At 70.2% G+C, this 23,215-nt stretch carries 21 protein-coding genes and 3 pseudogenes; 17 read left to right on the top strand and 7 right to left on the bottom strand.

Annotation, left to right across the window (positions count from 1 at the left end; all coding sequences use genetic code 11):
• Positions 1–7 precede the first annotated feature (7 nt).
• From JL475_RS06800 to JL475_RS06770, 7 genes are all read left to right on the top strand, one after another.
• Positions 8–1,063 carry an ABC transporter ATP-binding protein gene (locus tag JL475_RS06800; protein ID WP_307824987.1) on the top strand — a complete coding sequence of 352 codons (1,056 nt, stop codon included), beginning with the start codon at positions 8–10 and terminating at the stop codon, positions 1,061–1,063.
• Positions 1,056–2,204: an ABC transporter ATP-binding protein gene (locus JL475_RS06795; protein WP_202276407.1), complete on the top strand. Its 1,149-nt coding sequence runs from the start codon at positions 1,056–1,058 to the stop codon at positions 2,202–2,204. Before JL475_RS06800 ends, JL475_RS06795 begins: the two co-directional genes overlap by 8 nt.
• A gap of 217 nt (positions 2,205–2,421) precedes the next feature.
• The gene (locus tag JL475_RS06790) at positions 2,422–4,056 is read left to right on the top strand and encodes an ABC transporter substrate-binding protein (protein ID WP_202276405.1); all 1,635 of its coding nucleotides are present in this window, start codon (positions 2,422–2,424) and stop codon (positions 4,054–4,056) included.
• Between the two features lie 5 nt (positions 4,057–4,061).
• Entirely contained in the window at positions 4,062–4,985 is a 924-nt protein-coding gene (locus JL475_RS06785) for an ABC transporter permease (protein ID WP_202276403.1), read from the top strand.
• Positions 4,978–5,958, top strand: a complete 981-nt coding sequence (locus tag JL475_RS06780; protein WP_202276401.1) for an ABC transporter permease — start codon at positions 4,978–4,980, stop codon at positions 5,956–5,958. The genes JL475_RS06785 and JL475_RS06780 overlap by 8 nt, the downstream gene beginning before the upstream one ends.
• Positions 5,959–5,967: 9 nt before the next feature.
• A complete protein-coding gene (locus tag JL475_RS06775) occupies positions 5,968–6,942 on the top strand; it encodes an ABC transporter ATP-binding protein (RefSeq protein WP_202276399.1) in 975 nt (324 codons plus the stop codon).
• Positions 6,935–7,978, top strand: a complete 1,044-nt coding sequence (locus JL475_RS06770; RefSeq protein WP_202276397.1) for an ABC transporter ATP-binding protein — start codon at positions 6,935–6,937, stop codon at positions 7,976–7,978. Before JL475_RS06775 ends, JL475_RS06770 begins: the two co-directional genes overlap by 8 nt.
• 150 nt (positions 7,979–8,128) lie before the next feature.
• On the opposite strand, the gene JL475_RS06765 is transcribed toward JL475_RS06770, so the two are convergent.
• Positions 8,129–9,172: a hypothetical protein gene (locus tag JL475_RS06765; RefSeq protein WP_202276395.1), complete on the bottom strand. Its 1,044-nt coding sequence runs from the start codon at positions 9,170–9,172 to the stop codon at positions 8,129–8,131.
• A gap of 230 nt (positions 9,173–9,402) precedes the next feature.
• Between JL475_RS06765 and JL475_RS06760 the strand changes: the two genes are divergently transcribed.
• Positions 9,403–10,053, top strand: a complete 651-nt coding sequence (locus JL475_RS06760) for a DUF6518 family protein (RefSeq protein WP_307824986.1) — start codon at positions 9,403–9,405, stop codon at positions 10,051–10,053.
• A gap of 45 nt (positions 10,054–10,098) precedes the next feature.
• On the opposite strand, the gene JL475_RS06755 is transcribed toward JL475_RS06760, so the two are convergent.
• The gene (locus tag JL475_RS06755) at positions 10,099–12,219 is read right to left on the bottom strand and encodes a S9 family peptidase (RefSeq protein WP_202276393.1); all 2,121 of its coding nucleotides are present in this window, start codon (positions 12,217–12,219) and stop codon (positions 10,099–10,101) included.
• A gap of 176 nt (positions 12,220–12,395) precedes the next feature.
• Between JL475_RS06755 and JL475_RS41435 the strand changes: the two genes are divergently transcribed.
• Positions 12,396–12,590: a hypothetical protein gene (locus JL475_RS41435; RefSeq protein WP_202276665.1), complete on the top strand. Its 195-nt coding sequence runs from the start codon at positions 12,396–12,398 to the stop codon at positions 12,588–12,590.
• A gap of 183 nt (positions 12,591–12,773) precedes the next feature.
• On the opposite strand, the pseudogene JL475_RS06745 reads toward JL475_RS41435, so the two are convergent.
• Positions 12,774–13,754, bottom strand: a pseudogene (locus tag JL475_RS06745) (BtrH N-terminal domain-containing protein); the annotation flags it as partial.
• Between the two features lie 112 nt (positions 13,755–13,866).
• Here JL475_RS06745 and JL475_RS06740 point away from each other — a divergent pair.
• Positions 13,867–14,778, top strand: a complete 912-nt coding sequence (locus tag JL475_RS06740) for a helix-turn-helix domain-containing GNAT family N-acetyltransferase (protein ID WP_202276391.1) — start codon at positions 13,867–13,869, stop codon at positions 14,776–14,778.
• 59 nt (positions 14,779–14,837) lie between these two features.
• Here JL475_RS06740 and JL475_RS06735 read toward each other — a convergent pair whose 3' ends face one another.
• Both JL475_RS06735 and JL475_RS06730 read right to left on the bottom strand, forming a co-directional pair.
• Positions 14,838–15,047 (bottom strand): DUF397 domain-containing protein, encoded by a 210-nt coding sequence (locus JL475_RS06735; protein WP_202276389.1) that lies wholly within the window; start codon positions 15,045–15,047, stop codon positions 14,838–14,840.
• On the bottom strand, positions 15,044–15,928 hold the full coding sequence (locus JL475_RS06730; RefSeq protein ID WP_202276664.1) for a helix-turn-helix transcriptional regulator: 885 nt from the start codon (positions 15,926–15,928) through the stop codon (positions 15,044–15,046). Before JL475_RS06730 ends, JL475_RS06735 begins: the two co-directional genes overlap by 4 nt.
• A 146-nt stretch (positions 15,929–16,074) precedes the next feature.
• Between JL475_RS06730 and JL475_RS06725 the strand changes: the two genes are divergently transcribed.
• The 4 genes and pseudogenes from JL475_RS06725 to JL475_RS06710 all read left to right on the top strand — a co-directional run bounded on the left by JL475_RS06725 (position 16,075) and on the right by JL475_RS06710 (position 19,101).
• Positions 16,075–16,551, top strand: a complete 477-nt coding sequence (locus tag JL475_RS06725; RefSeq protein ID WP_202276663.1) for an ATP-binding protein — start codon at positions 16,075–16,077, stop codon at positions 16,549–16,551.
• 220 nt (positions 16,552–16,771) lie between these two features.
• A pseudogene (locus tag JL475_RS06720) lies at positions 16,772–17,691 on the top strand (helix-turn-helix domain-containing protein).
• A 52-nt stretch (positions 17,692–17,743) separates the two neighbouring features.
• On the top strand, positions 17,744–18,346 hold the full coding sequence (locus tag JL475_RS06715) for a Uma2 family endonuclease (protein WP_202276387.1): 603 nt from the start codon (positions 17,744–17,746) through the stop codon (positions 18,344–18,346).
• A gap of 287 nt (positions 18,347–18,633) precedes the next feature.
• Positions 18,634–19,101 carry a hypothetical protein gene (locus JL475_RS06710; RefSeq protein WP_307824985.1) on the top strand — a complete coding sequence of 156 codons (468 nt, stop codon included), beginning with the start codon at positions 18,634–18,636 and terminating at the stop codon, positions 19,099–19,101.
• A gap of 118 nt (positions 19,102–19,219) precedes the next feature.
• On the opposite strand, the gene JL475_RS06705 is transcribed toward JL475_RS06710, so the two are convergent.
• Both JL475_RS06705 and JL475_RS06700 read right to left on the bottom strand, forming a co-directional pair.
• Positions 19,220–20,410 carry a flotillin family protein gene (locus JL475_RS06705; RefSeq protein WP_202276383.1) on the bottom strand — a complete coding sequence of 397 codons (1,191 nt, stop codon included), beginning with the start codon at positions 20,408–20,410 and terminating at the stop codon, positions 19,220–19,222.
• Positions 20,411–20,471: 61 nt separating this feature from the next.
• A complete protein-coding gene (locus JL475_RS06700) occupies positions 20,472–20,642 on the bottom strand; it encodes a hypothetical protein (RefSeq protein WP_202276381.1) in 171 nt (56 codons plus the stop codon).
• A 247-nt stretch (positions 20,643–20,889) separates the two neighbouring features.
• Here JL475_RS06700 and mshB point away from each other — a divergent pair, with 247 nt between their 5' ends.
• From mshB to JL475_RS06685, 3 genes and pseudogenes are all read left to right on the top strand, one after another.
• Positions 20,890–21,783 carry an N-acetyl-1-D-myo-inositol-2-amino-2-deoxy-alpha-D-glucopyranoside deacetylase gene (mshB, locus tag JL475_RS06695; protein WP_202276379.1) on the top strand — a complete coding sequence of 298 codons (894 nt, stop codon included), beginning with the start codon at positions 20,890–20,892 and terminating at the stop codon, positions 21,781–21,783.
• A gap of 95 nt (positions 21,784–21,878) precedes the next feature.
• Positions 21,879–22,271: a DUF6113 family protein gene (locus JL475_RS06690; protein WP_202276662.1), complete on the top strand. Its 393-nt coding sequence runs from the start codon at positions 21,879–21,881 to the stop codon at positions 22,269–22,271.
• Positions 22,272–22,466: 195 nt separating this feature from the next.
• Positions 22,467–23,215, top strand: a pseudogene (locus tag JL475_RS06685) (hypothetical protein); the annotation flags it as partial.

Genomic DNA, 23,215 nt, shown 5'->3' with positions numbered 1-23,215 from the left:
GGCGTACGTGAGCATCATCGACAAGAAGGACGTCGTCCTCGAGCCCAGTGCCGAGGACTTCGACGGCCCCCTGCTCGACGTCCGTGACCTGCACGTGGAGTTCCACACGCGGGACGGCGTCGCCAAGGCCGTCAACGGGGTCAACTACTCCGTGAATGCCGGCGAGACCCTCGCCGTGCTCGGCGAGTCCGGCTCCGGCAAGTCCGTGACCGCGCAGGCGATCATGGGCATCCTCGACATGCCGCCCGGGCGCATCCCGCAGGGCGAGATCATGTTCCGCGGCCAGGACATGCTGAAGATGTCCGAGGAGGAGCGGCGCAGGATCCGCGGCCGGAAGATCGCCATGATCTTCCAGGACGCGCTGTCCTCGCTCAACCCCGTGCTCTCGGTGGGCTACCAGCTCGGCGAGATGTACCGGGTGCACCAGGGCCTGTCCAAGAAGGCGGCCAAGGCCAAGTCCATCGAGATGATGGACCGGGTGAAGATCCCGGCCGCCGCGGCGCGGGTGGACGACTACCCGCACCAGTTCTCCGGCGGCATGCGCCAGCGCATCATGATCGCCATGGCGCTGGCCCTGGAGCCCGACCTGATCATCGCCGACGAGCCCACCACCGCCCTGGACGTGACCGTCCAGGCCCAGGTGATGGACCTGCTGGCGGAGCTGCAGCGCGAGTACCACATGGGGCTCATCCTGATCACCCACGACCTCGGCGTGGTCGCCGACGTCGCGGACAAGATCGCGGTGATGTACGCGGGCCGCATCGTGGAGCAGGCCCCGGTGCACGAGCTCTACAAGAAGCCGGCGCACCCCTACACCAAGGGTCTGCTGGACTCGATCCCGCGCCTGGACCAGAAGGGCCAGGAGCTGTACGCAATCAAGGGCCTGCCGCCGAACCTGACGCGCATCCCGAGCGGCTGCGCGTTCAACCCGCGCTGCCCCAGGGCCGAGGACGTCTGCCGTACGGACATCCCGCCGCTGCACCCGGTCACCGGGCCGGACGGAACCGAGCTGGTCGGCCGTGGCTCGGCGTGCCACTTCTGGAAGGAGACGCTCCATGGCTGAGCTCAGCAAGAACGACGAGCCGGTCGACGCCACACCGAACGTCTCCGAGGTGGAGGTCGTCGAGGCCCGGACCGAGGCGGAGGAGGTCGCCGCGCTCGAGGTGCCGGTGGAGCGCGGTGAGCCGATCCTCCAGGTGCGCAACCTGGTGAAGCACTTCCCGCTCACCCAGGGCATCCTGTTCAAGAAGCAGGTCGGCGCGGTGAAGGCCGTCGACGGCATCTCCTTCGACCTGTACCAGGGCGAGACCCTGGGCATCGTGGGCGAGTCGGGTTGCGGCAAGTCCACGGTGGCCAAGCTCCTGATGAACCTGGAGCGGGCCACCGCCGGCGAGGTCTTCTACAAGGGCCAGGACATCACCAAGCTGTCCGGGCGCGCGCTGAAGGCGGTCCGACGGAACATCCAGATGGTGTTCCAGGACCCGTACACCTCGCTGAACCCCCGGATGACGGTGGGCGACATCATCGGGGAGACCTTCGAGATCCACCCCGAGGTGGCCCCCAAGGGCGACCGGCGCAAGAAGGTCCAGGACCTCCTCGACGTCGTCGGCCTCAACCCGGAGTACATCAACCGGTACCCGCACCAGTTCTCCGGCGGTCAGCGCCAGCGCATCGGCATCGCCCGCGGCCTGGCCCTGAACCCCGAGATCATCATCTGCGACGAGCCGGTCTCCGCGCTGGACGTCTCCGTCCAGGCGCAGGTCATCAACCTGATGGAGGGACTGCAGGACGAGTTCAACCTGTCGTACCTCTTCATCGCGCACGACCTGTCGATCGTCCGGCACATCTCCGACCGGGTCGGCGTGATGTACCTCGGCAAGATGGCCGAGATCGGCACCGACACCCAGATCTACGACCACCCGACGCACCCGTACACCCAGGCGCTGCTGTCGGCGGTCCCGGTGCCGGACCCGGCGGCCCGCGAGGGCCGGGACCGGATCATCCTCACCGGTGACGTGCCGTCCCCGGCCAACCCGCCGTCGGGCTGCCGCTTCCGCACCCGCTGCTGGAAGGCGCAGGACAAGTGCGCCGAGGAGGTCCCGCTGCTGGCGGTCCCGGAGCGCTTCAAGGGCTCGGACACCCCGGCGGCCCACGAGTCGGCCTGCCACTTCGCCGAGGAGAAGGACGTCGTCCACGTGGTCTGACGCCCTTTCGGTCCTCTTCCGGAACCCGGCACCCTGCACAGGGTGCCGGGTTCCGGCGTCTTCGGACCCGCCCCCTCCGTACGGAGAGCCGCTCATACGTACATACGGCTGGAGTTCCGTCCGCGCAGGTGTCGCACGTACACGCGATGCCCCTTTTGCGTTGATATGTACGCGTGACGGATCGGTGCACCACCGCGTACGTACGAGGAGGCACTCCATGCGCGGAGCCACGCACGCCGGATGGGCCGTATGCGCGGTGGCGGCAGCCCTCGCGGCGACGGCCTGCGGAGGGGGCGGGCACAGCGGCGGCGGCAGCGGTGACGCGGGTGCGGTGCTGAGTGCCTCCTGGGGCGACCCGCAGAACCCGCTGGAGCCGTCCAACACCAACGAGGTGCAGGGCGGCAAGGTCCTCGACATGATCTTCCGGGGGCTCAAGCGCTACGACCCGGAGACCGGCGCGGCCCAGGACATGCTCGCCGAGAAGATCGAGACCTCGGACTCGCAGAACTTCACCATCACCGTCAAGGACGGCTGGACCTTCAGCAACGGCGAGAAGGTCACCGCGAAGTCCTTCGTCGACGCCTGGAACTACGGCGCCGGCCTGAGGAACAACCAGCGCAACGCCTACTTCTTCGGCTACATCGAGGGCTACGACAAGGTCCACCCCGAGGCGGGCGAGCAGAGTGCCGACACCCTCTCCGGCCTGAAGGTCGTCGACGACAGGACCTTCACCGTCAAGCTCACCCAGAAGTTCTCCACCTTCCCCGACACCCTCGGCTACGCCGCCTTCGCCCCGCTGCCCCGGTCCTTCTTCGACGACCACGCCGCCTGGGTCGCCAAGCCGGTCGGCAACGGCCCGTACCTGGTCGACTCGTACGCCAAGGGCTCGCAGATGTCCCTGCGCAAGTGGGACGACTACCCCGGCGACGACAAGGCACAGAACGGCGGCGTCGACCTCAAGGTCTACACCGACAACAACACCGCCTACACCGACCTCATCGCCGGCAACCTCGACCTGGTCGACGACGTCCCCGCCGCCCAGTTGAAGAACGTCAGGAACGACCTCGGCGACCGCTACCTCAACACCCCCGCCGGCATCATCCAGACCCTCGCCTTCCCGTTCTACGACGAGGCCTGGAACACGTCCGGCTCGGAGAAGGTCCGCAAGGGCCTGTCCATGGCGATCAACCGGGACCAGATCACCGACACCATCTTCGCCAGGACCCGCACCCCCGCCACCGACTGGACCTCCCCCGTCCTCGGCAAGGACGGCGGCTACCGGGCAGGCCTGTGCGGGGACGCCTGCGAGTACCACCCCGGCCAGGCCAAGAAGCTCATCCAGGAGGGCGGCGGCCTGCCCGGCGGCCGCTTCACCCTCACGTACAACGCGGACACCGGCTCCCACAAGGACTGGGTCGACGCCGTCTGCAACTCCATCAACAACGCGCTGGACGACGAACGCGCCTGCACCGGCAACCCGGTCGGCACCTTCGCCGACTTCCGCAACCAGATCACCCAGCAGAAGATGAGCGGCCCGTTCCGAGCCGGCTGGCAGATGGACTACCCGCTCATCCAGAACTTCCTCCAGCCGCTCTACTACACCGACGCCTCCTCCAACGACGGCGAGTGGTCCAACCAGAAGTTCGACGACCTCGTCGACCGGGCCAACCGCGAGACCGACAACGCCAAGGCCGTCGGCCTGTTCCAGCAGGCCGAGGAGGTCGTCCGCGACAACATGGCCGCCATCCCGCTCTGGTACCAGAACGGCAGCGCGGGCTGGTCCCAGAGGCTGTCCGACGTGAAGCTCAACCCCTTCAGCGTCCCCGTGTACGACCAGATCAAGGTGAGCTGACCGCCATGGGACGCTACGTCGTCCGGCGTCTGCTCCAGATGATCCCGGTGTTCGTCGGGGCCACGCTGCTGATCTTCCTCATGGTGAACGTGATGGGCGACCCCATCGCGGGCCTGTGCGGCGAACGGCGCTGCGACCCGGCGACGGCCGCCCGGCTGAAGAAGGAGTTCGGCCTCGACAAGCCCGTCTGGCAGCAGTACCTGACCTACATGGGGAACGTCTTCACCGGCGACTTCGGTACGGCGTTCAACGGCCAGGAGGTCACCGAGCTGATGGCGACCGCGTTCCCCGTCACCATCCGCCTCACGATCGTCGCGATCCTCTTCGAGATCGTCATCGGCATCGCCCTCGGCGTGGTCACCGGGCTGCGCCGGGGGCGCCCCGTCGACACCGGCGTCCTGCTGCTCACCCTCGTCGTCATCTCCGTCCCCACCTTCGTCACCGGTCTGCTGCTCCAGCTGCTGCTGGGGGTGAAGTGGGGCTGGATCAGGCCGTCGGTCTCCTCCGCGGCACCCCTCGACGAACTGATCCTGCCCGGCCTGGTGCTGGCCTCCGTCTCCCTCGCCTACGTCACCCGGCTGACCCGTACCTCCATCGCCGAGAACCGGCGCTCCGACTACGTCCGCACCGCCGTCGCCAAGGGCCTGCCCCGGCACCGGGTGATCACCCGGCACCTGCTGCGCAACTCCCTCATCCCCGTGGTCACCTTCATCGGGGCGGACATCGGCTTCCTCATGGGCGGCGCGATCGTCACGGAGCGGATCTTCAACATCCACGGCGTCGGCTACCAGATCTACCAGGGCATCCTGCGGCAGAACACCCAGACCGTCGTCGGCTTCGTGACCGTGCTGGTGCTGGTGTTCCTGGTCGCCAACCTCGTCGTCGACCTCCTCTACGCCGTACTCGACCCGAGGATCCGCTATGCCTGAGCAGCACCACGACCCCGAGCGCGCCATCGCAGGGACCGGCATGGGCGGCGGCATGGACCTGGGCGTCGACGAGGCGGAGACACTCGAGCGCACCCCGGACGGCCCGCAGGGCACCGGATCACAGAAAAAGCCCCGCTCCCTGTGGTCCGACGCCTGGCGCGACCTGCGCCGCAACCCCGTCTTCATCGTCTCGGCCCTGATCATCCTCTTCCTGATCGTCATCTCCCTGTGGCCCTCGCTGATCGCCTCCGGCAGCCCCCTCAAGTGCGACCTCGCCAAGGCCCAGGAGGGCTCGCAGCCCGGCCACCCCTTCGGCTTCAACGGCCAGGGCTGCGACGTCTACACCCGCACCGTCTACGGCGCCCGTACGTCCGTCGCGGTCGGTGTCCTCGCCACACTCGGCGTCGCGCTCCTCGGCAGTGTCCTCGGCGCGCTGGCCGGATTCTTCGGCGGGGTGGGGGACTCGATCCTGTCCCGCATCACGGACGTCTTCTTCGCCATCCCCGTCGTCCTCGGCGGTCTGGTGCTGCTGTCCGTCACCACCAGCAACACCGTCTGGCCGGTCATCGGCTTCATCGTGCTGCTCGGCTGGCCGCAGCTGTCCCGGATCGCCCGCGGCTCGGTCATCACCGCCAAGCAGAACGACTACGTCCAGGCCGCGCGGGCGCTCGGCGCCTCCAACTCCCGCCTGGTGCTGCGGCACATCGCGCCCAACGCGATCGCCCCGGTCATCGTCGTGGCGACCATCGCGCTCGGCACGTACATCTCGCTGGAGGCCACCCTGTCCTACCTCGGCGTCGGCCTGAAGCCGCCGAGCGTCTCCTGGGGCATCGACATCTCCGCCGCCTCCCCCTACGTCCGCAACGCCCCGCACGCTCTGCTGTGGCCCTCCGGCGCTCTCGCGGTCACCGTCCTGGCGTTCATCATGCTCGGCGACGCGGTGCGCGACGCCCTCGACCCGAAGCTGAGGTGAGTCGCCGTCATGCTGCTCGAAGTGCGTGACCTGCACGTGGAGTTCCACACCCGGGACGGCGTCGCGAAGGCCGTCAACGGCGTCGGCTACGGCGTCGACGCGGGGGAGACGCTGGCGGTGCTGGGCGAGTCCGGTTCCGGCAAGTCGGTGACCGCGCAGGCGGTCATGGGCATCCTCGACACGCCGCCCGGCCGGATCACCGGCGGCGAGGTCGTCTTCCGGGGCCGCGACCTGCTGGAACTGAAGGAGAACGAGCGCCGCAGGGTCCGGGGCGCCGAGATGGCGATGATCTTCCAGGACGCGCTGTCCTCCCTCAACCCCGTGCTCTCCGTCGGCGACCAGCTCGGCGAGATGTTCGTCGTGCACCGGGGCACGTCGAAGAAGGAGGCGCGGGCCAGGGCCGTCGAGCTGATGGACCGGGTGCGCATCCCCGCCGCCAGGGAACGGGTCGGGCAGTACCCGCACCAGTTCTCCGGCGGCATGCGCCAGCGCATCATGATCGCCATGGCGCTGGCCCTGGAGCCGGCCCTGATCATCGCCGACGAACCGACCACCGCCCTCGACGTCACCGTCCAGGCCCAGGTCATGGAACTCCTCGCGGAGCTGCAGCGCGAGTACCGCATGGGGCTCGTCCTCATCACCCACGACCTCGGCGTGGTCGCCGACGTCGCCGACCGGATCGCCGTCATGTACGCGGGCCGGATCGTCGAGTCGGCCCCCGTGCACGACATCTACAAGGCTCCCGCCCACCCGTACACCCGGGGTCTGCTGGACTCCATCCCCCGCCTCGACCAGAAGGGCCGGCAGCTCTACGCCATCAAGGGCCTGCCGCCCAACCTCATGAACATCCCGTCCGGTTGCGCCTTCCACCCCCGCTGCCCGATGGCCCGCGACGTCTGCCGGACCGACGAGCCCCCGCTGTACGAGGTCTCGGGGACGCGGGGGAGTGCCTGCCACTTCTGGCGGGAGTGCCTGAATGACTGAGCCGATCCTGGAGGTGTCCGGCCTGGTCAAGCACTACCCGCTGACCCGGGGCATCGTGATCCGCAAGCAGGTCGGCGCGGTGAGGGCGGTCGACGGCGTCGACTTCGCCCTCGGCCGGGGCGAGACCCTGGGCATCGTGGGCGAGTCCGGCTGCGGCAAGTCCACGGTCGCGAGGATGCTGGTCCACCTGGAGCGGCCGACGGCCGGCGTGATCCGCTACAAGGGCGAGGACATCACCCGGCTGTCCGGGAAGGCCCTCAAGGCCGTCCGCCGCAACATCCAGATGGTGTTCCAGGACCCGTACACCTCCCTCAACCCCCGGATGACGGTGGGTGACATCATCGGGGAGCCGTACGAGATCCACCCCGAGGTGGCTCCCAAGGGCGACCGGCGCCGGCGGGTCCAGCACCTGCTGGACGTGGTCGGCCTCAACCCGGAGTACGTCAACCGGTACCCGCACCAGTTCTCCGGTGGCCAGCGCCAACGCATCGGCATCGCCCGCGGGTTGGCGCTGCGCCCCGAGGTGATCGTCGCCGACGAACCGGTCTCCGCGCTGGACGTCTCCGTCCAGGCCCAGGTCATCAACCTGATGGACCGGCTCCAAAGCGAGTTCGACCTGGCGTTCGTCTTCATCGCCCACGACCTGTCGATCGTCCGGCACATCTCCGACCGGGTCGGCGTGATGTACCTCGGCCGGATCGTCGAGACCGGCACCGACACCCAGATCTACGACCACCCGACCCACCCCTACACCCAGGCCCTGCTCTCCGCCGTCCCCGTCCCCGACCCGGCGGCCCGCGAACACCGCGAGCGGATCATCCTCACCGGAGACGTCCCGTCCCCCACCGACATCCCCTCCGGCTGCCGCTTCCGCACCCGCTGCTGGAAGGCCCGGGAGCGCTGCGTGGTGGAGGTCCCGCTGCTGGCGGTCCCCGAGGCCTTCCGCGAGGCCGGCGGCCCGGCGGCCCACCCCTCGGCCTGCCACTTCGCCGAGGAGAAACAGGTGGTACCACCGGAGGGACCCCCGGGCCCGTGAAGCGCTCGAAGAAGACGTCCCCCTGCCCACCCGGATGGGAGGTTGTCCAGGGTCAGGATGATCGGGCGGCCGGCCACGTGCCGGTCGTGGCGTCGGCCGGCAGCAGGTGTTCGGCGTGCCCGGCCCGGTGCTGGAGTACGGCAGGGGGTCTCACCGGCCGGAGGGCAACCGAAGGTCCGTGCAGCCGTGCCGTTTCGCCGAGCGTTCGGCGAACGCGCTCAAGGTGTCGACGAGGAAGCGCGTGTCCGCCCCGTTCGCGTATTCCGTCGCGGTGATGGTGAAGAGCGCCTTCGGAGCGCCAGGGCAGGAGGCCGTGGCCCACGCCCGGCCCGGGGCGACACCCGCGGGCTCGTCCCGCAGGCTCGATTCGTAGGTCGCCGCGCGCCTGGCCTGTGCGTACGGCCCGTAGTAGGCAGACAGCCAATAGAGTTCCTCGTCGCGTGCCCTGGTCTCCCCCAGCACGCACCGCTCCACCGGCGTGGCCGCGGAGGCCCGGCTCTCCTTGATCCAGTGGATCTGGAGGTCGTCATAGGGGATCGACAGGCCTTGGCACGTTCCGGTGGCGCTCTGAGGCTTGGGAAATGACTCCCCCGCCGATTCCGACAGGGGCGGGACAGGGCCTCCCGGCTCGGCCGTGCACGACCAGTGGTCAGCCGCTTTCCGGCCGATGCCGGCGGCCAGTTCCGCCACGTCGCGAGCCTCCTGCCGGTTGGTGTGCGACGCGTCGCTCTCGACGTCGACCACGACGTACCCGGGCCTGTCGGTGCACGCCAGCACGATGCCGGTGCTCTGCAGGTCCGTGTAGCCGTACCAGCCGCCGCCGAGGGCCATGGGTAGGAAGTCCGGTGAACTCGGGGCCAGTTCGCCGAGAATGCTGTCCCCTCGCATGAGTGCCTCGCCGGCCTCGGCGGGAACCTGGCCGACGGACACCTCCATGTCGGCGACCTTGCAGAAGTGGAAGGCGTCGTCACCCGAGTTGCGCTGCCGGTCGAGCGGAAGACCCACTTCCGTGTTGTACCCGGTGAAGACGGCGGACTCCTCGAGCGGAATCAGGCCGGCGCAGTACGACGTCAGCCTGTCCTCGTAGCGCCAGCGCTGGCCGGTCTCGCTCGTCCGGTACCAGGCATAGCCCGCGACGAGGGCGACCGCCAAGGGCACCACCACGAACAGGGCGGCCCGCCGCAACACCTTCATCTCGCCCCGTCTCTCCTCCTGTTGGTCTCCATACCCTAGTGGCCGGTGTTGAGCGGCCCGCGAGCGGTCAGACCGTCAGCCGTCGGCGACATCGGAGCGCCGGCCGCGGTGAGGCGCGCTTGTCTGTAAATCTTTCGGCCGGTGTCCCCCGACGGCGGCCGTCCGTAGGCTCCGGGTGGGCAGGGGCTCCGTGCGCCTGCCCCGGTCAGTGAAAGGACCCTCCGGACGTCGTGTCGGCTTCGCTCACGGGCTCCCGCCCCCGTACCCGCATCCTGGTGTTCTCGGCCGCGCTGACCGTCGGTGCGGTGGTCGGGGTGCTCGGGCCCCTTCTGATCGACGCCACCCACCCGGTCGGCCACGCCGCTCATCTGGTCCTGTCCGCCGGATGGTCCTGGGCCGCACTGGCGTTCTGCGTCGGCCTCGCCCGGAAGTCCAGGGCCGAGTCGGTCTTCCTGGCCACCGCTTCCCTGGTCACCGCGGTGATCGCGTACTACCTGACGAAGCTGGGGCAAGGGACGTACCTGACAGTGGACTTGGACGACCCCACCGGGGTGACGCCCTATGTCCTCTGGAGTGCGTTCGCCTCGAAGACGCTGCTCTGGTGCGTGGTCGCCTGTGTCACGGGGCCCGTGCTGGGGCTGGCCGGGAACCTGGCCCGGAATCCCGGACCGCGCGGTCTGCCCTTCCGGATGCTGGTTCCCCTGCTGACTGTCGTCGAGATGTCGGAGCGGCTCCGCGTCGAATCGCCGCTGCAAGGGCCCGTGGTCGGTGCGACATGGACCCTCGTACGGATGGCAGCGCTCACTGTCCTGGTGGCCCTGGCGGGGCGCGCGGTGATGACGTGGCGGCTTCGGCCCGCCGCCGGGCAGGCGGAGAAGTGACGTGTGCCTGCCCGGCGCAGGGGCCGCGGTCGGTTCCTTCGGTGGTCAGTCCGTGAGGCCCAGCGAGCGTTTGAGGAAGTCCACCTGGAGCAGGAGCAGGTTCTCCGCGACCTGTTCCTGGGGGGTGATGTGGGTGACGCCCGACAGGGGAAGGACCTCGTGGGGGCGGCCGGTGGCGAGGAGGGCGGAGGACAGGCGCAGGGAGTGGGCGACGACCACGTTGTCGTCGGCCAGGCCGTGCACGATCATCAGCGGGCGGTGCCGGTCGGCGGGGGAGGAGAGGCCCTCGGCGGTGACCAGCGAGCTGTTCGTGTACGTCTCCGGGCGTGCGGCCGGGTCGCCCAGGTACCGCTCCGTGTAGTGGGTGTCGTACAGCGTCCAGTCCGTCACCGGGGCGCCCGCGATGCCGGCGTGGAAGACGTCAGGACGCCGGAGCACCGCCAGCGCCGCGAGGTAACCGCCGTAGGACCAGCCGCGGACGGCCACCCGGGAGAGGTCGAGGGGATGGGACGCGGCGAGGTCCTGGAGCGCCTCGATCTGGTCGTCCAGGGTGAGCGTGAAGTCGTGGTGGACCGCCTTTTCCCAGGCCGGGGAGCGGCCGGGGGTGCCGCGGCCGTCGGCGACGACCACCGCGAAGCCCTGGTCGGCGAACCACTGCGAGGTCAGATGGGGGTTGTGCGCGGCCACCACGCGTTGGCCGTGCGGGCCGCCGTAGGGGTCCATGAGGACGGGGAGCGGGGCGTCACCGGAGTAGTCCCGGGGCATAAGCACGGCGCACGGGATTTGGCGTGCGCCCCCTTGGGTGAGGGTCACCCGTGGGGACATACCGGGGTCTTCGGCGTACGAGGGGACAGTCGCCGTCTGTTTCCCGTCACGCAGGACCACCGCCCGGGAACCTGGCCGATCCGGTGTCGCGGAGACGAGCACGGTGACGCCCCCGGAGCGTACGGCGGAATGCACGCCGGGCTCCTGCGAGACGCGCTCCACGCCGAGCTCGTTCACCCGGTAGACGTGCACCTCGCCGATCTCCGGATCGGCCGCCTCCTCGCCCGCCGACGCCGAGACCAGCACATCGTCGTCGGAGACGTCCAGGACAGCCCGGATGTGCAACTGCCCTCCGGTGAGCGGTCGTTCGCCCACGGCGAGTCGTCGTGCGCCCCCCTCGTCCGTGATCCGCACCAGCTGCCCGGACGGGCTCCAGCACGGCACCCCGGGGAAAAGATCAAGCCAATCTGGATCTTCATCGGCGTGCACCATCCGGGTCGCCCCGGAATCCGGGTCCACCGCCAGGATCAGCTGACCGCGCTGGTCGCGCGCCTGTACGAGCAGCAGCGGCGCCCCCGCCGCTGACCAGTGCACATGCGCCAGATACGGATACCGCGCCCGGTCCCAGGAGACCTCCGAACGCACCCCGTCCAACCCGATCACGAACAGCCGCACCTCCGCGTTCGCGGTGCCCGCCGCCGGGTACGCCACCCGCTGCGGCTCCCGCTCCGGATGCGCCGGATCGGAGATCCACCACCGCTCCACCGGCGTGTCGTCCGCGCGCGCCACCAGCAGCCGGTCCGACCCGGGCGCCCACCAGAAGCCCCGCAGACGGTGCATCTCCTCGGCCGCGATGAACTCCGCCAGACCGTAGGTGACGTTGTCCGCCTCGGGAGTCGCCAGCGCCCGGTCGTCCTCCCCCTCCGCCCCGACGACCCGCAGCGCACCCTGCGCGACATAGGCGACGTGGCGTCCGTCGGGCGACGGGCGGGGGTCGATCACCGGTGTGGGAGTGGGCAGTTCGCGTGCCGTCCCGGCCTGCAGCTCGGCCGTGAAAAGCCGCCCTGACAAGGCGAAAGAGGCCAACTCCACGGCCGCGTCGGTGGCGTAGCCGACGATGCCGGCGCCCCCCTCACGGCTGCGCTCGCGCCGGGCCCGCTCCTCGGCCGACAGGCGCTCCGAGGCGCCGCCCAGGAGGGCTCGCGGGTCGGCCGCCACGCGCTCCCCGCCGCTCTTCGGGTCGAGGACCCACAGCGAATTCGCCCGGTCCGTACCGGAACCCGAGCGCAGGAAAACCACCCGGGAACCGTCGGGTGCCACGGTGAACGCACGCGGCGCGCCGAGCGTGAAGCGCTGGGTGCGGGCGTGCCGTCGGGGGAAGGAGTCAGCATCGGTCGTCATGCCATGACCATATTGGCCATGCGCCCCCTTGTGCGGCCGTGCGCCGACCGATGCGCACGTACGGATAGTTATGATCGTTAGCGCATAGTGGGTATGAACCTGCTGGCTGCTGTGTGGATGTATCTGCCCCCATATCCCTACCCCCCGCGACCTGGGGTCCTTGGAGGTGAGCCGCCGTGGCACTCTCGATTTCGGTGGTGGTGCTGCTGGCGATCATCGTCTTCCTGCTGATCAAGAAGTCGGGCCTCAAGACCGGGCATGCGGTGGTCTGCATGCTCCTCGGCTTCTACATGGCGTCGTCGACGATCGCGCCCACGATCAGTGAGTTGACGACCAACATCGCGGGGATGATCGGCAGCATCAGCTTCTGAGCCGGCCGACCGGGGGCGCGGGCCCGAGTCCGCGTCTCTGTCGGGGGATTGGCTCTTACGGAGCGGTGCGCACATGTTCCGGCCCGTCGCACGGGCCGGAACTGCGGCACGAAGCGCGCCACGGCTCTCACCGTCGCCTCGATCCGATTCCGGCTTCGCGCGTGACCTGCCGGGCAGGGCCTGGAGCAGGCTGAGTGCCTGCATCGCCTCGCGTTCGATGCGCGAGAGCTCGTGGAGGAGGCAGCCGGCCTGCACGAGGTTCTTCGCGTCGCCGGATTCGCCTGCTGCCGCGACGAGTGCGGCCACCTGCGTCCAGAGGGTGGCGGCCTCGGCATACAGGGCGTGGCCGGTGCGCAGGTGGCTGCTGTCGATCAGCTGGGCGCACTCGGCGAGGAAGTCCCGGTAGAGATTGCGGAACAGGGCGCCGCCGGTGCCGGCCCTCTCCATGAGGACGGCGGTCCGTGACAGGTCGTCCCGCGGATCGTCGCTGCGTCGCAGCCACTTCGGCACTTGCCCGGCGGCCTTCTCGATGCCCCGGTGGCCCAGGTTCGCGATGGGCGGGTTCAGGAAGGCGTCGGCGCAGGTCTTGATCGCGGGAATGATCCGGTCCCGCGGTGGCGTCGGGCCGCCGGGCGCTGTGAGGGTGAAGGAGCGGTGCCTGGCGGTCATGGGGCCGCGCGCGGCCCTGGCTCTGGCCAGGCCGGCGAGGCCGGTGGAGACGGCTCCGCCCTGCTGGTCGGTGTCCACCAGGTGGGCGTCCTGTCCGTCGTAGCCGTACATGGCCACGACGTGCCCGCCGAAGTGCACCTTGGTACTGAAGTAGTCCAGGTGGTAGCTGTCGAGTTGCAGGCCGACCGGCCGACCGGCGTCGAGGGGTGCCGCCACGTTCCGCCATGCCTTGCGCGGGGAGGTGGTCTCCTCGACCAGCAGCTCGAGCCCGAGGGCGGAGGCCAGGTTCCTGGTGAGCTCGAACGGCTTGACCCGGCCTCCCAGGAAGGGAAAACCCATGGCCTTGCTGTCCCAGTAGACGAAGGACAGCCCGGAGCCGAGCCCGAACAGCATGGGCTCGGACAGGTCGATCCCCTCATGCCGCAGCAGCACGCCCAGCGCCGTCGTCTCGCAGTGCTGCGTGCCGCGGGCCTCGACGCCCTTCACCATGGCCATGCCGCTCATTCTCCATACCCGACCGCCGCCCACCGCACCCACGCTTCCTGAAGGGCGACACGGCCACCTCGTCCGGTTTACTCGGTGGCCATTGTCTGACTAAGGTCAGACAATGGCCACGGAGCAAGTGATCGAGCAGGTGGAGCAGGTACGGCGCTTCAACCGGACGGTTGCCGAGCGTGTGGGAGTGCTGCACGACCACTATCTGGGCGGTGCGCGCCCCTACGGGCAGGCTCGGCTGCTCTGGGAGATCGGCGACGGGGGCACGCACGACGTCCGCAGCGTACGGGCCCGGCTCGGCCTCGACTCCGGCTACGTGAGCCGACTGCTGCGGGCGCTCGAGCGCGACGGCCTCGTCGCCGTCGAGCCCCACCCCCGCGACCGGCGGGTACGCACCGTGCGGCTGACCGAGGCCGGGCTGCAGGAGCGCGCTCGTATCGACGACCGCAGCGACGCACTCGCCGCATCGCTCCTCGACCCGCTCGATGTCCGGCAGCGAGACCGGCTGACCACGGCCATGGCCGAGGTCGAGCGACTGCTGACCGCCTCGTTGGTCTCCTTGGACGTGCTCGACCCCGACCACCCGGACGCCGTGCACTGCCTGCGGTCCTACGCCGCCGAACTGCAGGAACTCTTCGAGGGCGGCTTCGACCCCGCACACAGCCTGCTGCCCGACCCGGGCGAACTGCGCGCGCCACGCGGTCTGTTCCTCGTCGCCCGGCTGCACGGCGAGCCGGTGGGCTGCGCCGGGCTCAAGCTGCCGACCGGAGCACCTGCCGAGATCAAGCGGCTGTGGGTCTGCCCCCGCGCCCGAGGGCTCGGCCTGGCCCGGCGTCTCCTGTCCGAACTCGAGGAACGCGCCACCCGGCACGGCAGCGATCTGGTGCGGCTCGACACCAACAAAGCCCTGGAAGCGGCCACTCGCCTCTACCGCAGCAGCGGGTACGCCGAGGTCCCCGCCTTCAACGACGAGCCTTACGCCCACCACTGGTTCGAAAAGCGGCTCACCCCGAGAACGCAGTAGAAACGCAGATCGTTTCAGGCGCCGTGCTCACCGCCGTCGGCTTTCGCGCCGGACGGCTCCTAGCCCTCGACCGCGTACGGCACGAAGTCGGCCCACGCGGCGGGGGAGAAGGCCAGTCGGCCGCCGTCCACGTCCTTGGAGTCACGGACGTGGACGGTGTCGGGCGCGGTGGCGATCTCCACGCACGAGTCGCCCTCACTGCCGCTGCTGTAACTGCTCTTGAACCACACCAGGTTGGAGGCATCCCTGGCTGAGGTATTCCGGATCATGTTTCCCCCAGCAGTTGTTCGATGAAGGCCGTCGACTCACGTGGTGTGAGCGCTTGAGACCGGATGATGCCATACCACAGTTCCAGGATGCGGAGCTGCTTCAGGGCGTAAACCGGCCGTCCGTTGGCCACTGCTGGTGAGCGGCCGATCGCTGAACCGTCCTCGAACTTGAGCACCTCGATGCTGCCGTCCACCCCGGCATGTTCATCACGTTCCATCGGCATCACTTGAAGCTCGACGTTACGCAACCGTCCTGCTTCGAGGAGGTGCTCAAGCTGGGCGCGCAGGACTGCCCTCCCGCCCAGTGGTCGTCGAAGCGTCCACTCTTCCAGGATGAAGCTGAGTTCGGGCGCCGGGTCCCGTTCGAAGATCGCTTTGCGTGCCACGCGTGCGGCAATGAACTGCTCCACCTCGTCCGTTGAATAGGCGGGGCGCCGCATGGACAGAAGGGCGCGTGCGTACTCCGGGTGCTGCACCAACCCATGGATGCTCAAGGGGTCGTACAACTGAAGCTCAACTGCCCGCGCCTCCATCTGCGCCAAGTCCCGCACCTTCTTCGGGTGCCGGACCTTCTTCACGTCCTCCTTCATCGCCGAGATGAGGCCGTCGGCGTTGAACAGTTCGTCCGCCGTGTCCAGGTACTCGGGCCGGGGGATGCGTTTGCCGCTCTCGATCTTGTAGACGAGGTCGTCGCCGTAACCGACCGTCACCGCGAAGTCGCCGACCCGCATGCCCGCCGCCTCCCGGCGGAGCCTCAACTGCCGTCCCACGGTAGCCACTACTGCGAGTGCCCAGTCGTCGTCCGGGTCGACCTCCCACCCCGGTTCGTCCGTCTGGTCCGTCTCGGTCGTGACCCGCACCGCCTCGCCGTTCACCGACATGTCGCGCTCCTCCGTTGTGCCGCGCAGTACCGTCACGACGTGCGGGTGGGAGCCGCGTCGACAGTTCGGACAGGGCCGGACGAGCCGTGGACGGTCACCCTACGCAGTGCCGTGATCACTCATCACGGTATGTCCGGTCGGCCACGCTGAGTGACGTGAATCAGGAAATTGCCGAGACCAGATATCGACCCGCCAGCGGAATCCGTAACTTCACCGTGCTGCTGTCGTCCACCCCGCGCGGTGCCCGTCTCGCCCGTCTGCTCGCGGCGGACGCGCTCCGGGACTGGGGACTTCCGCAGGAGGCGGCGAGCCATGTCGTGGCGGAACTGGCGGCCAACGCGGCCACCCATGGCCGGCTCCCCGGGCGCAGCTTCCGCCTGACGCTCTACGTGGTCGGCGGCACGCTCCGCATCGAGGTCGCCGACACGCGTGGCGACCGGATGCCCGCGCTCCAAGCGCCCGATGGCGGGGCCGAGTCGGGCCGGGGCCTGCTGCTCGTCGAGGCGCTCGCCGACCGCTGGGGGGTGGTCGAGGGGCGGTTCCCGCGCAAGACCGTATGGGCCGAACTGAGCCTGACGCCACCGGAACGCGACATCGCGGGCTCCGGCGGCGTCGACGGCTGAAAAGACAAAGAACGTCGGGGGAAAGAACCCCACCAAGCCCCACCCCTCCCGCCCGTGACGCGCACTCACTCGGGCGGGTGAACATCCCCGGTCCGGCTGGATTTTGTGGCCCTCCAGGCCCGACGCTCAGCGCAGGACAACAGCCAGACATGCGACGGCCCCCGCCGGGACTGCAATCCCAGTGCGAGGGCCTGACCACCGAGGAAGACAGGACTTCCCGATGGGTACCCAGAACCCTAGCGCGCCCCCGCGCGCCCAGGCCCGTATCGCGGGCAACAAGCACCCGAACCGGGGCCACCGCACCGGCGGGCTCCAGCACGACAACACCCGCCACACCACCCGCTTCACGGTCATCGGCAACCACCTCGCCCAGCACCAGGAGCTCTCGCTGCTCGCCATCGGGCTCGGCACGCACCTCCAGTCGCTGCCGAAGGGTGCCCCCGCCGACATCAAGACCCTCGCCGCCCGGTTCCCCGAGGGCGTCACCCGTATCGCCGCCGCCCTGCGCGAGCTGGAGGCCCACGGCCATCTGCGCCGCGAACGGGTACGCACCCCCTCCGGCCGGATCGTCACCCGCGCGACCTCCTGCAACCAGCCGGAGGCGGCCCGCCACCACGCCGAGGCTCCCGGCGCCGTCGCCGACAGCCCACCAGCGGCACCGCAACGGCAGGAGACGTGCGAGGAGCGCACGCAGCACAAGGCGCGCGAGAAGCGAACGCCCCGCAAGCCGCTCCCCGCCGTACCCGGCCCGGCGTACCCCGCCCCCGCGCTCCTCCAGGCCGCCACCGACCTCCTCACGGATCTCCACCGCCACGACCCCCGGCTGCTCCTCTCCGCCTGCGACACGGCCCACCTGGCCCCCGGCGTCGCCGCCTGGCTGGAGCGGGATGTCACGCCCACCGCCGTACGCCGCGCCCTGACCGCCGACCTGCCGCCCGAGGGCGTACGCCGCCCCGCCGCCCTCCTCGCCCACCGCCTCACCGCCCAGCTCCCGCCCCGCCGCCCTTCCGCGCACCGGCCGAGCCCTCACCCATCCGGTACGGGATGCGCAACTGTGACGGCTGCGACCGCGGCTTCCGCGGACCCGAATCCGAAGCCCGCTGCCGCGACTGCCGAACCGACCTTCAGGAGGACGCCTAGCATGGACGTGACGATCCTTGCCCCTGGGCACAGACGACGAGGAGCGAGCGCCATGACCATCGCACCTGACGACACGTACCAGGGCGCCTCTCACCCGTACCGGGCCATGCGCGACTTCGTTCAGTCCACGGGCGACACGCTGCCGGGCAAATTCGAGATCACCAAGGAAGGGATCGTCCACGACATGATGTCGCCCAGCGGTCGGCACGAGCTGACGGCACTGCGGCTCCGGAAGCGCCTGGAGAAGGTCATGCCGGGGGAGCTTGTGGCCCATACGGGCGAGCCCGATGTGGAGGACGAGCCCGAAGGCGTCATGCGTCGGCCCGACGTCATGGTGATCGCTGAAGAGGACATGGACATCGAGGGATCCTTCGACGCCCGTACGCTCATCGCGGCCATCGAAGTCGTCTCCCGGTCCAATCCGCGGAACGACTGGGTGGGCAAGATGCGCGACTACCCGCTGCTCGGCATCCCCGTCTACGCGATCTTCGACCCCCGCACCGGCAGTGGCGCGGTTCTCACCGACATCCATCCCACCCCGGACGGCCCTCGCTACGCCACGCGCAAGGACTTCGTCTACGGCGAGGACGTCACCATCGGGGACTGGACGATCCCGACCGACGGCCTGCCGCGCTACGAGGACGGCAACGGGTAGGGAAGCCGACTCACCTGGAGCCGACACGGGCACTGCTGGAACGGGCAGCCGGGCACTCGACATCGCCCTCGGGAAAGGGACTTGGCCCGGCTTGCGGTGACTTGAAGAACGTGGGGATGCCTGCAGAGGAAAATGACGGTTCCTGGTAGGACTGGGCCGTGCCGCTCAGGAGCAGCACGGACAGCCACCTTGCCCGGCGGATCCCCTCCGCCCCGGCCTTCCTCCTGGAGCCTGCTTTGTCTTTGCGGACAGGTACCACTCGCCCGATATCCCTGCTCCTGTCGACCGTGTTCGCGGCCGGAACGCTCACCGGCTGCGCGCTGCAGGAACTCGCCAGGGACTGCGGGGGGACCGACGGCCGGGTGAAGGAGATGGCCGCGCTCGGCATCCTCGACTCCCGGCCCGGCAAGGCCACCGTCGCCCGGGGCTTCGAGGAGGTCGACGCCGGCTGCTGGGCGGACAGCGGCGATGTCGCGGTGTACGCCAACCGGACCTACGCCTTCCCCGGAACGCAGGGCGAAGTGGCCGCCCACTACCGGACGGCAGCGGCACGGGACGGATGGAATCCGGACCCCGAAGCCTCGTCCGACGACCTGTGCTTCGTCAAAGAGAAGATGTCCCTGTACATCGCCTTCCTCACCGCCGAGGGCCTCGCGGAGGACGGCCACGGAAGCCGCCCCGATCTCACCACCGGGGCCGGCTACTCGATCAATGTCCACTCGTTCGTGAACAGCGGCGTCGAAGCGGGCTGCTAGGAGTCGCTGCCGCAGTGTCACGCCCGCCTCAGGAGTGATGCGAGGGTGACGGATGCGGTGTGCGTGAGCGAAGCCCTCCGGCCGCAGGCCGTGAACGGGTCCGGACGCAGGGCCGACGCTACGGGGTGGGGCCGGGGATGCGCAGGTTGCTCTTTCGGTTGACGGTGGGGTCCTTCGTGTTCTGGAGGGAGTCAAGGATGGCCAAGCCCTGGCTCACCAGGCCCGCGGCCATCTGGTTGACGCCCTCGGTGCCGTTGAGGACGGTGAGGTGGGCGCCCGCCATACCGCGGGCGGCCGCGTCGGCGAGGGCCGGCAGGTTCTCCACCACACGGTTGGCGGCGATCAGCTCCTGGTTGCCGTCGCGCAGCGAGCGGGCGCGGGCGGTGTTCGCGTCGGCCTGGGCCTGGGCGAGGGTCCGCTCGGCGTAGGCGTCGCCGTCCGCCTCGAACTTGGCCCTGTCCCGGGCGGCTTCGGCCAGGGTGCGCTGGCGGTACGCCTCGGCGTCCGCCGGGCGCCTGACCTCTCCTTCGAGGCGCTGGGCCGCCAGTTCGGCCCGGCGCTTGGCGAGCGCGGTCTGCTCCTCGATGACCTCGTGGGACGCCGTGGCCTCGGCGAGCGGGCCGGCCTGGGCGGCCCGGGCCTTGGACTGCTCGGTCTCGGCGAGGAACCCGGCCCGCTTGATCGCGGTGTCCCGCTCGTACTCCGCCTTGAGGGCTGCCGCCTGCTGTTCGCGTTCGGTCGCCTCCTGGTCGGCCTTGGCCTGGGCGATGCGCGCCTGGCTGGCGACCGCGGCGGCGTGCGGGGCGGCGAGGTTGTTGATGTACCCGGTGGCGTCCTCGATCTCCTGGATCTGGAGCGCGTCGACGACGATGCCGAGTTTCTCCATCTCGCCGTGACTGCCCGCCATCACTTCCTGGGCGACCCGGTCGCGTTCCCGGATGATCTCTTCGACGGTCAGTCCACCGACGATGGACCGGAGGTGTCCGGCGAAGATCCGGCCGACGAGCTCCTCCATCTGCTCCTGTTCGGAGAGGAAGCGGCGGGCCGCGTTGGCGATCGAGACCGCGTCGTCGCCGACCTTGAACACGCAGACCGCGCGCACCCGCAGCTGGATGCCCTGCTGGGTGACGCAGTCCTCCGAGATCTCCGCTTCCCGCAGGGCCAGGGACAGCATGCGGGCCTTCTGCATCACCGGCAGTACGAAACTGCCGTGACCTGTGACGATACGGAACTGCGTGCCCTGCGCCTGCCGTTTCGTACCGGATATGAGCATGGCCTCATTGGGCGCGGGGACCTGCCAGAACAGCATGGGAGAACTCCCGTCGAGCAAGCGGGACGCAACATGTTTTCCAAGACCCTCGCAGGGCCGTTCAGGACGGCAGCGGCTCGACGATCACCGAGCGCGCCGAAAGGGAGTCGACGACGACGACCCGTGCGTTCCTCGCGAGGGGGGTGTTGGTACGCGACCACGCCGCGTAGGTCTCCGACCCCCCGCGCACGGCCACCAGGACCTCGCCCGGTCCGTCCGGAGGAATCCCCACGGTGATCCTTCCGATCGCTCCGACCGGACTCCGGGAGGACTCGTCAGCGCTGGGCACGGGCCCTCTCGCCGGGCACACGCCTCATGATCACAGGCGATCACCTCCGGCCCTGTCCTCGATCGGGAGCGGTCACGACACTCGAGTCGGCGGCGACGACTCTCTCGACGTCTTCACGGTACTCCCGCTCGGCAGGGGGCGGGACGGCGCCGTGCCCGCGGGGCGGTCGGGCGGCTCGTAGGCTGGGCCCATGACGGAACTGCCCTCTCGGCGGATGATGCTCGTACACGCTCATCCGGACGACGAGTCGATCAACAACGGCGCCACCATGGCCCGGTACGCCGCCGAGGGCGTGCACGTGACGCTGGTCACCTGCACGCTCGGTGAGCGTGGCGAGGTCATTCCGCCCGAGCTGGCCCACCTGAGCGGTGCCGCCCTCGGACAGCACCGGATGGGTGAGCTGGCCGAGGCGATGCGCGCACTCGGTGTCGACGACTTCCGGCTGCTCGGCGGCGCCGGGCGCTACAGCGACTCCGGGATGACGGGACTGCCCGACAACGACGACCCCGGGTGCTTCTGGCAGGCCGACGTCGACCAGGCCGCCGGTCTGCTCGCCGAGGTGATCCGCGAGGTCCGGCCCCAGGTGCTCGTCACGTACGACGAGCGCGGCGGCTACGGGCACCCCGACCACATCCAGGCGCACCGCGTCGCCATGCGCGCCGTCCAGCTGGCCGCAGCGTCCCCGGAGGACGGGCGGGACGGGTGGGACGTTCCCAAGGTGTACTGGAACCGGGTGCCCCGCTCCGTCGCCGAGGCGGCCTTCGCGCGTCTGGAGGAGGAACTGGCCGGGCTGCCGTTCGACAAGGCGGGCAGCATCGGTGACGTACCCGGTGTCGTCTCCGACGTGCACGTCACCGCCGAGGTCGACGGCACGGCGTACGCCGCCGCCAAGGCCGCCGCGATGCGGGCGCACGCCACCCAGATCACGGTGGCCGAGCCGTACTTCGTGCTCTCCAACGAACTCGCGCAGCCGCTGTTCACCACCGAGTACTACGAATTGGTGCGCGGAGAACGTTCCGTCGGCAGGGAGAACGACCTGTTCGCGGGAGTGGACACCGGAGTCCTGGCGGGGGAGGCGTCGTGAGCGACCGGAGCGACCGGAGCGACCGGAGCGACCGGAGCGACCGGAGCGACCGGAGCGACCGGAGCGACCGGAGCGACCAGGGCCGGCCCGTCTCGGTGCTGGCCCAGCCGCTGCGACTGCCCTCCGCCGGGCGGCTCGCCGCCTGCCTGGGGCTGTTCCTCCTCGGTGCCGTGGTCGGTGTGGCCGGGGCGCTGCTGCAGCCCGCCTGGTTCCCGGGCGGGCTGCTGCTCGCCCTCGCGGGCGAGGCCGGGCTCTGTCTCGGCGCGGGCCTCGCCCTCCGCAGCCGGGCCGGGGTCGCGTCGGCCGCCGGTGGCTGGGTGCTCGTCGTCCTCCTGCTCACCGCCAGCCGCCCGGAGGGTGACTTCCTGTTCGCCGCGGGAGCCGGCTCCTATCTCTTCCTGCTCGGCGGCATCGTCGTCGCTGTGATCTGTGCCACCCTCGCGCCGGTGCGGCAACCGGACGGCCGCACCGTCCGACTTGGGAAGTGACGTACCACTTCGCCGTGGTACGCGCGTGCCGGTCCCGTGCGGGTTTCCCCGGCGGTCCCGAGAAACGGGCCGGACGCGGCCAGTATGGTGGTGCGCGCGCCGCTGAGCCTCCCCGAACTCTCGGCTCCGCTCGAGTTGGGGGGGACCCCACCGTGAGGTCGTGACGGGCGGCGGAGCCAACCGGGAGAACCTGCCTTGAGTCGTGAAACTGACACTCCGTCCACCGGGCCCAACGGGCGCGGCGGAGCCGCGTACCCGTCGGGCACTCCGCCCTACGGGATTCCGGCGGTTCCGGACGAGGCGACGGCCGCGGGCCGTCCGGCCGCGCGGTCGGGCGAACGGCGTCCGGACGAACGCAAGACCGAGACCACCCTGACGACCAGAATCCGGATCAACATCCCCGGATCGAGGCCCATTCCGCCGGTCGTCGTGCGCAAGCCCGTCGCGGACGGCGAGGGCACGGGCGACGGCGGCGACGAGTCCGACACCCGTGCCGAGGGGCAGGCGTCGGCGCCTGGTGCACCCGGGCCCGCGGGCACCGGTACAGGCATCGGCCCCGGTTCCGTCGAGCCGCCCGCGGTGGCGGCTCCGGGTGCGCCGTCCGGCGGCTCGGGGCAGCTGGTTCCGCGGCAGGCGGCCCCGCAGCAGTCGGCCCCGGCGGAGAAGCCGACCAGTGACTGGTTCGCGCCCCGCAAGTCCGGCGCGGGCAAGGGCGGTACGGGCGGCGGCTCCGGCAACGGGGCGGGCGCGCCGAGCGGTTCGGGTTCCGCGGCGCCCGCGGGCGGCCCCTCCGGTGCCGGTGCGCCCGGTGGTGCGCGGCCGGGTGGACGTCCGGCCGGCGTGGTCGGCGGCATGAGTGTGACGAGCGGCGGCGCCCGGCCCGGTGTCCACGGCGGTCCCGGCGGCACGAACGGTTCCGCACCCGGCGCCGGGGCGGGCGGGCT

It is taken from the genome of Streptomyces sp. M2CJ-2 (genome assembly GCF_016757295.1).
GTDB lineage: Bacteria > Actinomycetota > Actinomycetes > Streptomycetales > Streptomycetaceae > Streptomyces.
The sequence above is the reverse complement of the archived record's forward strand: the minus strand, read 5'-3'. Positions and strand labels throughout refer to the sequence as shown.